The organism is Dehalococcoidia bacterium (assembly GCA_035310145.1).
In the GTDB taxonomy this organism is placed as follows: domain Bacteria; phylum Chloroflexota; class Dehalococcoidia; order CAUJGQ01; family CAUJGQ01; genus CALFMN01.
Genome location: DATGEL010000047.1, coordinates 12,387 through 24,668, shown reverse-complemented (window position 1 = coordinate 24,668; position 12,282 = coordinate 12,387). Strand labels below are relative to the sequence as shown.

General features: G+C 70.2%; 13 protein-coding genes. 6 read left to right on the top strand and 7 right to left on the bottom strand.

Annotated features, from left to right (window positions below):
• Window positions 1-8: 8 nt before the first annotated feature.
• Complete coding sequence (locus VKV26_09680; GenBank protein HLZ70161.1) at window positions 9-1,112, bottom strand: MBL fold metallo-hydrolase; 1,104 nt, start codon at window positions 1,110-1,112, stop codon at window positions 9-11.
• A 209-nt stretch (window positions 1,113-1,321) separates the two neighbouring features.
• Between VKV26_09680 and VKV26_09675 the strand changes: the two genes are divergently transcribed.
• The 4 genes from VKV26_09675 (at window position 1,322) to VKV26_09660 (ending at window position 4,668) form a co-directional block, all read left to right on the top strand.
• Window positions 1,322-2,368 carry a zinc-dependent alcohol dehydrogenase family protein gene (locus tag VKV26_09675; protein HLZ70160.1) on the top strand — a complete coding sequence of 349 codons (1,047 nt, stop codon included), beginning with the start codon at window positions 1,322-1,324 and terminating at the stop codon, window positions 2,366-2,368.
• Between the two features lie 86 nt (window positions 2,369-2,454).
• Window positions 2,455-2,820, top strand: a complete 366-nt coding sequence (locus VKV26_09670) for an antitoxin Xre/MbcA/ParS toxin-binding domain-containing protein (protein HLZ70159.1) — start codon at window positions 2,455-2,457, stop codon at window positions 2,818-2,820.
• The gene (locus VKV26_09665; GenBank protein ID HLZ70158.1) at window positions 2,820-3,449 is read left to right on the top strand and encodes an RES family NAD+ phosphorylase; all 630 of its coding nucleotides are present in this window, start codon (window positions 2,820-2,822) and stop codon (window positions 3,447-3,449) included. Before VKV26_09670 ends, VKV26_09665 begins: the two co-directional genes overlap by 1 nt.
• A gap of 481 nt (window positions 3,450-3,930) precedes the next feature.
• Window positions 3,931-4,668, top strand: coding sequence for an RIO1 family regulatory kinase/ATPase (locus VKV26_09660; protein ID HLZ70157.1), 738 nt, complete (start codon window positions 3,931-3,933; stop codon window positions 4,666-4,668).
• 43 nt (window positions 4,669-4,711) lie between these two features.
• On the opposite strand, the gene VKV26_09655 is transcribed toward VKV26_09660, so the two are convergent.
• Window positions 4,712-5,269: a 2'-5' RNA ligase family protein gene (locus tag VKV26_09655; protein ID HLZ70156.1), complete on the bottom strand. Its 558-nt coding sequence runs from the start codon at window positions 5,267-5,269 to the stop codon at window positions 4,712-4,714.
• Between the two features lie 118 nt (window positions 5,270-5,387).
• Between VKV26_09655 and VKV26_09650 the strand changes: the two genes are divergently transcribed.
• Window positions 5,388-6,422, top strand: a complete 1,035-nt coding sequence (locus VKV26_09650) for a hypothetical protein (GenBank protein ID HLZ70155.1) — start codon at window positions 5,388-5,390, stop codon at window positions 6,420-6,422.
• A gap of 87 nt (window positions 6,423-6,509) precedes the next feature.
• On the opposite strand, the gene VKV26_09645 is transcribed toward VKV26_09650, so the two are convergent.
• Together VKV26_09645 and VKV26_09640 are read right to left on the bottom strand one after the other, a co-directional pair.
• Window positions 6,510-6,869 (bottom strand): cupredoxin domain-containing protein, encoded by a 360-nt coding sequence (locus tag VKV26_09645; GenBank protein ID HLZ70154.1) that lies wholly within the window; start codon window positions 6,867-6,869, stop codon window positions 6,510-6,512.
• 50 nt (window positions 6,870-6,919) lie between these two features.
• Complete coding sequence (locus VKV26_09640; protein ID HLZ70153.1) at window positions 6,920-7,777, bottom strand: FTR1 family protein; 858 nt, start codon at window positions 7,775-7,777, stop codon at window positions 6,920-6,922.
• A gap of 254 nt (window positions 7,778-8,031) precedes the next feature.
• On the opposite strand from VKV26_09640, the gene VKV26_09635 reads away from it, so the two are divergent.
• Window positions 8,032-8,718, top strand: coding sequence for a DUF4389 domain-containing protein (locus tag VKV26_09635; protein ID HLZ70152.1), 687 nt, complete (start codon window positions 8,032-8,034; stop codon window positions 8,716-8,718).
• Between the two features lie 30 nt (window positions 8,719-8,748).
• Here VKV26_09635 and VKV26_09630 read toward each other — a convergent pair whose 3' ends face one another.
• From VKV26_09630 to VKV26_09620, 3 genes are read right to left on the bottom strand one after another with little or no spacing between them, the layout of a single operon-like run.
• Entirely contained in the window at window positions 8,749-10,038 is a 1,290-nt protein-coding gene (locus VKV26_09630) for a sugar phosphate nucleotidyltransferase (GenBank protein ID HLZ70151.1), read from the bottom strand.
• 35 nt (window positions 10,039-10,073) lie between these two features.
• A complete protein-coding gene (locus VKV26_09625) occupies window positions 10,074-11,255 on the bottom strand; it encodes a diphosphate--fructose-6-phosphate 1-phosphotransferase (protein ID HLZ70150.1) in 1,182 nt (393 codons plus the stop codon).
• The gene (locus VKV26_09620; protein ID HLZ70149.1) at window positions 11,255-12,259 is read right to left on the bottom strand and encodes a sugar phosphate nucleotidyltransferase; all 1,005 of its coding nucleotides are present in this window, start codon (window positions 12,257-12,259) and stop codon (window positions 11,255-11,257) included. The genes VKV26_09625 and VKV26_09620 overlap by 1 nt, the downstream gene beginning before the upstream one ends.
• Between the last annotated feature and the right edge of the window lie 23 nt (window positions 12,260-12,282).

The following is a 12,282-nucleotide window of genomic DNA, read 5'->3' as shown; positions in this document are numbered from 1 at the left end:
CCGCGTCCCTAGGCGACCGGTTGGCCCTCCTCCAGCGGATAGCCGCGCTCCTTCCAGCCGCCGGAGCCGCCGACGAGGTTGACGGCATTGGCGAAGCCCTGCTGGCGCAGGAAGCGCGTGGCCCGTTCGGAGCGCGCGCCGCTCTGGCAGACGATCAGTAACTCGCCGTCGCGCGGCAGCTCGGCCAGGCGGTCGGCAAGCTCGCACTGCGGGATCGAAACGGCGCCGGGAAGGTGGAACGCCGCGTACTCGTGGGGCTCGCGCACGTCGACGATGAACGGCCGTTTTTCGGCGATGAAGGCGGGCGCCGCCTCCAGCGCCAGCTCCGGCACAGGATCCATGCCGTGCGGCGAGGCCCAGCCGGCCGCCATCTGGCCGACATTCGTGGCGATGATCGCGTCCATGTTCAGCGGCTTCGCCGGCACCGTGCCGGAGATCAGCTGCACAAACGCCTGCTCCGCGCCATCCGGCTGCTCGCGCAACGGCTCCAGCACGGGATTGTAGCGCCGCTCGAAACCGATCGTCGTGCTCGGCCGGCCGCACATGCCCTTGCCGCAGGGGCCGTCGAAGTGGCCGGGGAAGACCTCCACCCAGTCCGGCAGCTCCAGCAGGCGGTTCACACTCTGGAAGAGCGAGCGGGCGCCCGCTTCACCGCCGAAGTCGGGCCGGCCCACGTCGCCCACCAGCAGCGTGTCGCCGGTGAGCACCATCGAGGGCTCGTGGCTGCGCGCGTCGTTGATCACCAGCAGCGAGATCGCCTCGGGCCGGTGGCCGGGCGTGTGCAGCACACGCAGCCGCACCTGGCCGGCGTGCAGCTCGTCGCCGTCGTCCAGCGGGCGGAAGGGAAAGCCGACCTCGGCCGAGCGGTGCAGGCAGAGCTCGGCGCCGGTGGCGGCCGCCAGCGCCCGTGCGCCGGAGACGTGATCGGCGTGGATGTGCGTGTCGATCACCGAGAGAATGCGGAAGCCGTGCTGGCGCGTCAGCTCCAAATAGGGCTCGATCTCCACCGCCGGATCCACCACCATCACCTCGCGCGCCGGGCGCGAGCCGACGATGTAGGCGGAGCACCCGCAGTCTTCGTGCAACTCCTGGTGGAAGTACATGTCCGGCATGGTGCACTCCTTCAGCGTGCGAATTGGTCCGGCGCGGCGGGAATGTACGCAATTCTTTCATACACTGTAATGCGCTGCGACGGCCGCGCCAATCGGATCGGCAGAAAAATTCCCCCCTCCGCACCGCCCGTGTGAGCGCCGGCCGCCGTGCAGCGTGCCATGATCGGGGGCGCGGGCGCCTGCTGAACCCGCCCGCCGAGGAGCCGGCGATGTTTGCCCAGGTGATCGAGTCGCCCGCGCCCGCCGAGTCGCAGCCGCTGCGGCAGCGCGCACTGCCGCGGCCCGTGCCCGGCCCCGGCGAGCTGCTGATCCGCGTGCGCGCCTGCGGCGTCTGCCGCACCGACCTGCACGTGGCCGAGGGCGACCTGCCGCCGCACAAGCGCCCCGTCGTGCCCGGCCACCAAATCGTCGGCATCGTGGAAGCCTTCGGCGCCGTGCCGCCACCTGCTTCGGCCGCACCCGGAGGCGCACACCCTGCGCCTCAAGCCCAGATCGCCCTCGGCGAACGCGTCGGCGTCGCCTGGCTGCACCGCACGGACGGCGCCTGCCGCTTCTGCCGCGGCGGGCGCGAGAACCTCTGCGAACACCCGCTGTTCACCGGTTGGGACGTGGACGGCGGCTTCGCCGAGTACGTCGTCGCGCCGGCGGCGTTCATCTATCCGCTGCCGCCGGGCTTCTCCGACGAGCAGGCGGCGCCGCTGCTCTGCGCGGGCATCATCGGCTACCGCTCGCTGCGCCTGGCGGGGGTGGAGCGTGGCGGGCGGCTGGGCCTGTACGGCTTCGGCAGCGCCGCGCACGTGATCATCCAGGTCGCCGTGGCGCGCGGGCTGGAGGTCTACGTCTGCACGCGCGACGCGCCGCATCGGGCGCTGGCAGAAGAGCTGGGCGCCCGCTGGGCGGGCAACACCTTCGACCGGCCGCCGGCGCTGCTGGACGCGGCGATCATCTTCGCGCCGGCGGGGGAGATCGTGCCGGCGGCGCTGAAGGCCGTGGACCGCGGCGGGCGCGTGGTCTGCGCCGGCATCCACATGAGCCCGATCCCCTCGTTCTCGTACGACGACCTCTACTGGGAACGGCAGATCCTCAGCGTGGCGAACAACACGCGCGAGGACGGCCGCGCCTTCCTGGCGGAGGCGGCGCGCGCGCCGGTGCGCTCGCGCGTGCAGACCTTCCCGCTGGCCGCCGCCGGCGAGGCGCTGCTGGCGCTCAAGCACGACCAGATTCAGGGCGGCTCGGCGGTGCTGCTGGCGCCATGAGCGGCGCGGCACAAGCGTGGCGCGCATGGTAGACTGTGAGTAGAGTCCGCATCGATTTTTGGTCGATTCCTGCTGGAGGTCCGACGATGGCGACGCCGATTACCGCGCCCATGCTCGAGCTGCGCAACCCCGATACCGGCCGCCTGGATGCGCGGCGTATCGCAGGCTACCTGGCGATCCCGCTGTCGCGGCTGGCGCCCGCGCTCGGCCGCAAGTACGGCACGCTGCACAAGGCCCCCGATGCGCCGGCCGTGCAGGAGCAGCTGGCGCCGATCGCGCACAGCATCGAGATGCTGCTTGAAGTGCTCGACGACCGCGCTGCCGTGCTTGCCTGGATGAACGCGCCTCACCCTGACCTCGGCGGCCGCACCCCGCTCGCCGTGATCGAGATGGGGCTGACCAACGCCGTTGAAGGGATGTTGCAAGCCGCCTTGTGGGGGATTCCGACGTAATGCTGCCGGAGCCCGCCCTCCGTGCTCTCTTGCCCGAGCTTCCTCGGATCAGCCTTGCTGGCCCCTGGTGGCGAGCCGTCGCGTTCCGCCATTTGCAAGGCCCCCCTCCGGAAAAGTCAGCAAGCGGTTGGGCACAGCCCCTATGGCCGGGCGGACCCCGTATTGTTGGCGGCAGGTATACTCCGCAGCATCGCTTTGATGCTTTGTATCTTGCTTCGCATCCGGAGACGGCTCTCGCAGAGGTGGGCGCCGTTTTTCACGAGCCGGGAGGACGGTCCGTACCGCTGGCGAGCGAACCCTGGGTGCTAATCTCCATCAATGGCGTGCTAACGGACGTATTGGATGTCACGAGCGAAGCAATACTCGAACAGCTTGAAACGACGTTGCAGGAGTTGACCGGTGATTGGCGATACATGCAGTCGCTTGGCCAGGAGCCGCCGACGCAGCGGCTCGGGCGGCTGGCGCACGAGAGTGGCGTGATTGCAGCGCTGCGCTACGTCTCGGCCAAAAACCCGGCGACCGGCGCCGGGCTGGCAATCTTCACCGACCGTCTGCTACCGGGCGGCTCGGCCTTCCTGGAGGCGCTCGATCCGCAGGGCCGGCTTACGCAGCGGCTGCCTCCGGGCTGAACGCCAGCGATCCCCACCGGTGGCTCGACGCCGCCATCCCCCAAAAGTGGCTGCTTCCCCGTTGATCCATTTGAATGTTGATGAATGTTGAACGGTTGACGGCCCGGCGCCGCGCCCCGGATACTGGACGCGGCCGGTTCGGCGGCAAACGCCGCGGTCCGGCCCCGGGCGGCGGATCGAAAGGAGCGTTCACGATGACACCCGTTGTGGGAGCCAGCGCGTGCCTGCGCGCCGATCGATCGCGTTCTCGGAGGCAACGGGAGTAGCCGGCCGCCGGCTTCGGCCGCATGCCTGTCTTTCCGCCGCGGACGCACACCGTCCGCGGTTTTTTCATGCCCGCAAGACAGCGCCGCCCGCGCCCATGACCGCGCCGGCGGCAACGAAGAAGGAGGCGTTCTGTGCAACAGCACGTCACTGCCCGCCACGAGGGCACTGCACTACCCATGGACTACAACCACAACCGGCGATGGAGACGACAGAAATGTCCAGGGAACTGCTTCCCGACGAACACGTAGCCACGTTCTACGACAACGGCTGGATTACCGACGTGCTCTATCCCGTGAAGAGCGGCAAGGAGGCGACGGTCTACTGCTGCCGGGCACACCCGCGCACGGGTCAGCGGCTGCTCGCGCTCAAGGTCTACCGCGAGCTGCGTTCGCGCAGCTTCCGCAACGACGCGGTCTACACCGAGGGCCGCTTCCGGCGCGAGACGCACGAGCTGCGCGCCATGCGCAAGAAGACGGCGAAGGGCCGCGAGTTCCAGTTCGGCGCCTGGCTCGGCCACGAGTATGAGACCATGCGCACGCTGCACGCGGCCGGCGCCAACGTGCCTCGTCCGATCACCGCGGGCGAGAACGCGATCCTGATGGAGTACGTCGGCGATGTTGAAAGCGCGGCGCCGCCGCTGCAGAGTGTCGTGCTCCTGCCGAACGAGGCCGAGCAGCTCTTCACGGTAGCGATGCGCAACGTCGAGCTGATGCTCGGCTGCAACCTGATCCACGGCGACCTGTCGGCCTACAACCTGCTCTACTGGCAGGGACGGCTGACGATGATCGACTTCCCGCAGGCGATCGACCCACGCTTCAACAACGGCGCCTACAGCCTGTTGCAGCGCGACGTGGAGAACCTGTACCGCTACTTCCGCCGCTGCGGCGTGCAGGCCGACCCGGTGCGCCTCGCCGGGCGGCTGTGGGACCGCTTCGTGCGCTCGCAGCTGTGACGGCGGCCGGCGGTGGGACGATCTCGCGGCGAGCCGAGCGCAATCACGCGTTCGGCTCTGCCGCGGGGCCGCCCAGCGGGTGGCGGCTCACGATCTCCTGCCGGCCCTCGGTCTCGCCGATGAAGGCGATGCTCTCGACCGCGATCTCCCAGTTGAGCGGCCGCTCCGCGAGGCGCCGCACAATCGCCGCCGCGCCTTCGGCCCCGACATCGTCGAAGCCGATCGTGATGTGCGGCACCCAGCTATCCGGGTGGTAGTAGGCCTGCACAGCGAAGCCGGCGCCGGCGATCGCCTGCCAGAGCGCCTGGTGGAAGCGGCTCAGCGCCGCCGTGCGCACCACCGGCAGGTAGACGACGGGGCGCGGACCGGTGAATAGGCCCAGCCCCGTGGTGGTTACCACGAACGGCGGTTGCTCGCTGGCGAAGCCGTTTAGCGCGGCGCCCAGGGCCGTGCGATCGTACCGCTCCGCCACCTGGTACGAGAAGTGCGGGAAGGGTGTGGCGGCAACCCCGTGCAGGCCGCACGCACGCTCCAGCTCGGCCCAGAGCGCCTCGGCCAGCGCGGTGTGGCGCTCGTCCAGCAGGGAAACGACGCCCTCCACTGCCGGCTCCAGTCGGCGGCGGCCTGCCGGCTCCGCCCAGCCGCCATCGTAGCATCCACGCGCCGGGCGCTCCGGCTAGAATTGACCGGCGAGTCCTGCGCCGCCGGAGGGGAGAACGATGGCCGCCTGGGCGCCGCGCAGGCAGCACCGAGCGAGCCGAGCGGCCAGGGCGATCACGGAACCGCTGCTGCTCTGGGCGTTGCTCACCGCCGCCGCGGGCATTGCCTGGCCGCGGGCCGGCAGCGCGGGCGCCGGGTTGCTGCCATGGCTGCTGGGCGCAATCGTCTTCGCCACGGGCGTCACCGTGCCGCCGGCGCGGCTCGCCGCGGCGCTGCGCCGGCCGGGACGGCTGCTACTCGCGCTCATCGTGCAGTTCGGCCCGCTCTCGCTGCTCGCCTACGTGCTCTCACGCCTGCCCCTGAGCACGCCGCTGAGCGTCGGCATTCTTTGTATCGGCGTAGCGCCGTCGGAGATCAGCGCCGGTGCGATCACGCTGCTTGCTGGTGGCGACGCGGCGCTGGGCACGGCGCTGATGGCGGCATCGTTGTTCTGCGCCACGATCGTCACACCCGGCCTGCTGGCCGGTTACGCGGGCAATGCGGTGCCAGTAGACCGGGCGGCGCTGGGGCAGGAGCTGGCGCTGTCCGTCGGCGCGCCGTTGGCCGCGGCGCTGCTGCTGCGCTGGCTGTTCGCCGGCTTGCTGGTGCGGCAGCGGACGGAGGAGGCGTTGACCCTGTTCGGTGAGCCACCGTCCCTGCCCATGCCGCTCCCGCGCGCTGACATCGCTCCGGCGCTGGAGCTGGTCGATGCGGTCGCGCCGGCCGTTGCCGCGCTGGCCGTGCTGGGCCTGCTCTTCCTCGTCGCGGGGGCCGCGCGGCCGGTACTGCTCGGCGCAGACATCTTCGCCGCGGCTGCCTTCAGCCTGGGGCTGAACCTCGCCGGCTACCTCGCCGGCCTGGCGCTGTTTCGCCTGCTGCGTGAGCCGGAGCTGGCGGTGCGCGCCGCCGTCTTCGGCCTGGGCATGCGCGAGTTCGGGGTGGCGGCGGCGCTGGCGGCCGCCGTGCTGCCCGCGGCCGGCGCCGTCGTCGCGGTCTACGGCATCGTCATCCTCGTCACGGCGCCGTTGCTGGTGCGCTGGTATCGGCGGGAGTGACCCGCGGAACTCTCGGTCCCGCTCACCCGGAGGCGGACATGCCGGCGAGCCGCGGCGTGCGACGAGCGCATGGGAGCGCCGGGCGGCTCAGCCGCCGACCGTCACGCTGATCATCGTGGTGCTGCCGTTGGGGATGTAGCACTTGATCTGCTGCGTGCCGTTCTGTTTCGGCGCGGTGTAGTCGACGCTACGCGTGCGGCCCGCGGGCACTTCAACCTCCGGCACCTTGGCGCCGTTGACGCCCTCGAACTCGTGGTCCTTCTTGCCCTGGTTCTGGATCTTGAACGTCAGCTTCTCGCCCCTGGCGGCCTGCACCGTCTGCGGCGTGCAGCCCTCGTCCGTCTGGGCAATGGCGACCTGCCGGCCTTTGCCGCCGCCGCCGCAGGCGGTCCCCAGCAGCATGAAAACGGCGACAAGGAACAAGACTCCCGCGATGACACGGCTCATACGTTTCTACCTCTGGCTCAGCATGAGTATCGAGGAATCCTTGCGATCCTTCAGGACCGACCCGGTGAAGAGATCGCCGGCTGGACCGCACGCTGCGGCGGCCGCGCCGCCGCGGGCAACCAGAGGAACGCCGCCGCCACGCCGAGCAGGTAGAGCCAGTAGAGCACGATCTGCGAGAGCGCCGGCGCCGAGTCGTAGCCCAGCAACGTGTTGAGGAACTGGCCCAGCGTGGAGGTGCTGGCGATCAGCGCATCCGTGTCCCAGGGCCGCACGCCGATGTTGGACAACAGCCCCGATTCGTGCAGGTGGGCGACGCCGTTGGAGACGAGCCCCGCCGCCAGCACGATCACCACCACACCGGAGATGGTGAAGAACGGCTTGAGCGGCATGCGCGAGCTGCCGTGATAGAGGCCCACGCCGATGAACGCCGCCAGGACGAAGCCGAGCAGCCCGCCGATCACGAAGCTCAGGCCCGCGCCGGCCGTGGCCGAGCCGGCGAAGAGAAAGAGCGTGGTCTCCAGCCCCTCGCGGCCCACGGACGAGGCAGCGAGCAGCACCAGCGTCGCCATCGAGCCCGCGCCCAACGCCTGGTCCACGTGCGCCCGCAGCTCGCTGGAGATGCCGCTCGCCTGGCGCTTCATCCAGAAGGCCATCGCCGTGAGCAGCGCCACGGCGAAGAGCATGGTGAAGCCTTCGAAGCCCTCAACGAGCTGCGAATCCAGCTCGCGCGAGGCAAGCTCCAGCCCCGCGCCGACCGCGAGGCAGACCGCCGCGGCCACGCCGGCGCCCAGCCAGATCTCGCGGAAGTGGCGACGCTGCCCGGTGGAGCGCAAGTACCCGAGCAGGATCGTGATCACCAGCGCGATCTCGACGCCTTCGCGCAAGGTGACAAGGAAGGAGAACAGCATCGCTCGCTCCGCCGCACGCCCGGTCTGCCTTACGTGAAGTGAGTATGCCCTAACTTCACGAGTTAGGCAACCCTCTTTGGCGAGCAATCGATGGATGGATGCGACGCGTCTTCGCCGGGCCTCGCCGGCGAGCGCGGCCACGGGGCGCGGCAAAATAACGCAACCGATCGCGGTCGTCGCTGCCCCCGGCTGGTGTCTGCCGGGGTATAGTGTGCGCACGGTGCGGCAGTGCGGCAATGTGAAGGAGCAACGCCATGACGGCAGGCGCCTGGGCTTCTGCGAGATACCCGGTTTCCTACGACGTGCCGCGCCCGCAGCGCTACAACCGCTGGACGGTGGGCTTCCGCTGGATCCTCGCCATCCCGCAGCTCATCCTCTTCGGCGGCACCGGCTTCAGTTACTTCTTCACGCGCTTCGGCGGGCGCAGCGGCACGTTCGGCGGCTACTTCTTCGGCGGCGGCGTCCTCTCCGCGGTGCTGGGCATCCTGGTCTTCCTCGCCTGGTGGGCGATCGTCTTTACGGCGGTCTTCCCGGCCGGCATGCAGGGCTTCTGCCTGAAGCTGTTCCGCTGGGAGCAGAACGTGCACGCCTACATGGCGCTGCAGACCGATCCCTACCCGCCCTTCAGCGGCGACGAGCCCTACCCGCTGCGGCTCGGCGTGGAGCCGATCGCGCGGCACAACCGTCTTACGGTCGGCTTCCGCCTGATCCTGGCGATCCCGCATTTCATCGTGCTGTTCTTCCTCGGCATCGCGCAGGCGATCGTCACCGTCATCGCCTGGTTTGCCATCCTCTTCACCGGCCAGTATCCCGAGGGCATGTTCACCTTCAGCGTGGGCGTGTCGCGCTGGTCGGCGCGCGTGCGGGCCTACACGCTGCTGTTCGTGGACGAGTATCCGCCCTTCAGCCTGGAGGCCCAGCCGAACCGGGGCATGGCGTAGCGACGAGCGCGGGCGGCGGCTCTTCGCCGCTCAGGCCTCTTCCGGCGGCACGAACGGGTTTTCACGCACGTCCAGCTCCTGCTTCACCACGATCAGCCGGCGTGGCTCCACGTCCGCGGTGACCACCACCCCCGGCCCGATGTAGGCGCCGTAGCCGATCTTGACGCCGGGATAGAGCAGGGCGCCGATGCCCGTGCGCACGCGGGCGCCGATGATCGCGCCGAACTTCTCCCGCCCTGTCCGCAGCCGCTCGCCGCCGACCGTGGAGCGCACGGGCGCCGGGTAGAAGGGAAAGTTGCCGGTCACCGTGCCGAAGCCGAAGTTGCCGCCGTCATCGACCACGCTGTCGCCGAGATAGGTGTGGTGCAGGTGCACGCCGCTGCCCACCCAGGAGCGGGCGATCTCGCAGCCGTAGCCGATCTCCGTGCCGGCGCCAATCATGCTCTCGCGCACCAGGCTGTTGTTGCCGATCACGCAGCCCGGCCCCACATACGCCGGCCCGACGATCTTCGCGCCGGGGAAGAGGCGCACGTCAGGCGTGACCTGGCCGCCCGCGCCGGTGCCGCGCAGGTAGAACTGCATCACGTCCAGCACCTGCCAGGGGTACTTGATCGGAAACCAGTCGCCGTCGTAGCGCAGCAGCTCGTAGCGCTTTGCGCCGAAGAGCGCGGCCAGCGCCCGCTCGTAGTGGTCGTCGGTGGCGGCTTCGCCCGCGTACTGCTCGCGCAGCGCGGCGAACAAGGCGGCGGCGTTACGGTGCCAGTGCAGCACGAAGTTGATCAGATCGCTCGGCTCGTTGCCGGCGCCCGGCTTCTCCACGATGCCGCGCAACCGCCCGCCCTTCGCAACCGAGAGATAGCCCATCGGCTGGTACTCGCTCACCTGCCGGCCGGTGATGAAGCCGTCGATTCCTGCCGGCGCCGCCATCACCTGCTCCGCCACGTGCCCGAACAGCGCTGGCTCGACCACGTCGTGCGCCTGGGTAATCAGCAGCGGCCGTTGCGCCGCCCCGCCAAGCCGCCGCGCCACGGTCTGCACCGCGTCGCCCATGCCGGCGGCGCGCTCCTGCACCACGCACTCGGCCAGTCCGCCGGCCGCGTACGGCGCCAGCAGCTCGCGGATGCGGTCTTCCGTGCGCGCATTGGCGACGACCACGACATCACGGAAGCCGGCAGCGGCCAGTGCGTCCAGGTGATGCGCCAGCAGCGGACGGCCGAGCATCGAGAGCAGCGTCTTGTCGCGCAGCGGCTGGAAGCGGCTGTTGCTGCCGCCGGCCAGCACGACGACGAGCGTATTGGCGGGCGGCGTGGAAGAATCCACCGTGGCTCCTTCTGCGGGCGCGGGGCGGCGTGGCCCTACGCCGTCTCCACCAGCCGTTCGGCCAGGGGCCGCGCCTCGGCCACCAGCGGCGCGATCCAGTCGCGGAACGCCTGTGCCGGCGTGCTGCCGTTGAGGAACGCCGCGGGCAGCGGCCGCTCGCTGCGGGCGATGCGCTCCAGTGGGGCGCTGCTGAGCGTGATGCGGTAGGGCGCGTCCGGCTCGCGGTTGAGCGTCACGCAGGCGCCGCTCTCGCCGGCCAGCGCCAGTTCAACGGCATGGCGGCCGCAGGCGAACGCCTCATCGCGGTCCAGCGCGATCTGCGGCAGCAGCGCAACCTTCTGCATCGCCCCCAGCACCTCCAGCCGGCAGCGCGTCTTCAGGTCGGTTTGCAGCAGGCTTTGCAGGAAGGCGCCGGGGCCGTGCGAGTCGTCGTGGCCGAACGCGTCGCGCTGCACGTTGCGGCCTTCGCCCACCGGCCGGCCGGCCGCGTCTTCCGCGTGCTCGGAGACCACCAGCAGCGCGTGGCCACAGCGCGAGAGCGCGGTGTCGACCTCGCGCAGAACGCGCTCGCTCTCCAGCGGCTGCTCCGGTGCGTAGATCAGCAGCGGCCACGCGCTGCCCGGCTCCGCGAACGCGGCGGCGGCGGCGGTGAGCCAGCCGCTGTGCCGGCCCTTCACCTCGACCACGCGCAGCGGCTCTTCGCGCCGCATCGCCCGCGTATCCAGCAGCAAGAGCCGCGTGCAAAGCGCCACGTAGGCGGCGGCCGTGGCGTAGCCGGGGCAGTGGTCCATCTCCGGCAGGTCGTTGTCGATCGTCTTGGGCACGTTCAGCACGTGCAGCCCGCGCCCTCGATACCGGGCCAGCCGTGCCAGCCGGGCGCTGGTGTCGGCCGAATCGTTGCCGCCGATATAGATGTAATAGCGCACGTCCAGCTCGGCCAGCGTGTCGAGCAGCGGCTGCAGCTCGGCCTCTTCCGGCGCATAGCGGCAGGAGCCGAGCCAGGCGCCCGGCGTGCCGCGCAGCCGTTGCAAGAACGCCTCGTCCAGGCCGTCGAGCCGGATCAGGTCGCGTTCGAGCAGGCCGCGCACGCCGTGGCGCATGCCGTAGACCGGGCCGATCGCGGTTTCGGCGAGGGCCTGGGCGATCACCCCCGCCAGGCTGGCGTTGATCACGGGCGTCACGCCGCCCGACTGCCCGACGACGAGCCCGCTCGCCATCAGTGGCCCGTTCCCGCCGGGGGCGCCGCCGTCAGCGATGAATGGTCGGAGATGTTGAACGAGCGCCGCGGCAGTTCGATCACCGCCTCGTTGCCGACGATGCTGCGCCGCAGCACCGCGCCCTCGATGCGCGTCCCCTCGCCGATGATCGCGTCGCTGAGCACGCTGTCGACGATCTCGACCCGCGGGCCGATCGAGACGTACGGCCCGACCACGCAGCGCTCCAGCTTCGCCGTCGGATCGATCCAGCATGGCTCGACGATCGCGGCCACGGGTGTGAACTGCGGCCGGCGCCGGTGCTGCTCCACCAGGTAACGGTGCGTCTCCAGCACAGCGTCGATCGTGCCGGTATCGTGCCAGCCGTCCGCTCGCACCGGGCGGAAGCGGCCGCCGGCATCGAGCAGGCGCTGCAGGGCGCCGGCAAGATAGAATTCGCCCTTGAGCGCGTCCGCTTCGGCGATCTGCGCGTCGATCGCGTGGAGCAGACCCTGGTGATCGTTGAACATCCAGACGCCGATCGAGGCGAGGTTGCTCGGCGGATGTTGCGGCTTTTCGATGAAGCGGGTAATGAAGCCGTCCGCGTTCAGCTCCACCACGCCGAAGCGCGCCGGATCGGGCACCGGCTGCACCACCACGGCGCCGTCGACGCTGCTGTCGGTCACCAGTTCCAGCGGCGCTTCGAACAGCGTGTCGCCGAAAACGATCAGTAACGGTTCGTGAATCAGGTCCGCCGCCATCTTGATCGCGTGCGACTGCCCCTTCAGCTCGGTTTGCGTACGAAAACAGGGATGCATCGCGGCGTAGTTGGCGTGGACGTACTCCTCGACCTGATCGCCGCGCTCACCCACGATGATGATCGTGCTGCTTGGTCCCAGCGGGCGCAGATAGTCGAGCAGGTGCCCGAGCACGGGCTTGCCGGCGAGCGAGAGCATCGGCTTGGGGCGGGCGTGCGTGTGCGGGCGCACGCGCGTGCCCGCGCCGGCGATCGGCAGCAGGATCTGCATAACGGCTCCCCGGACAGAGTGCT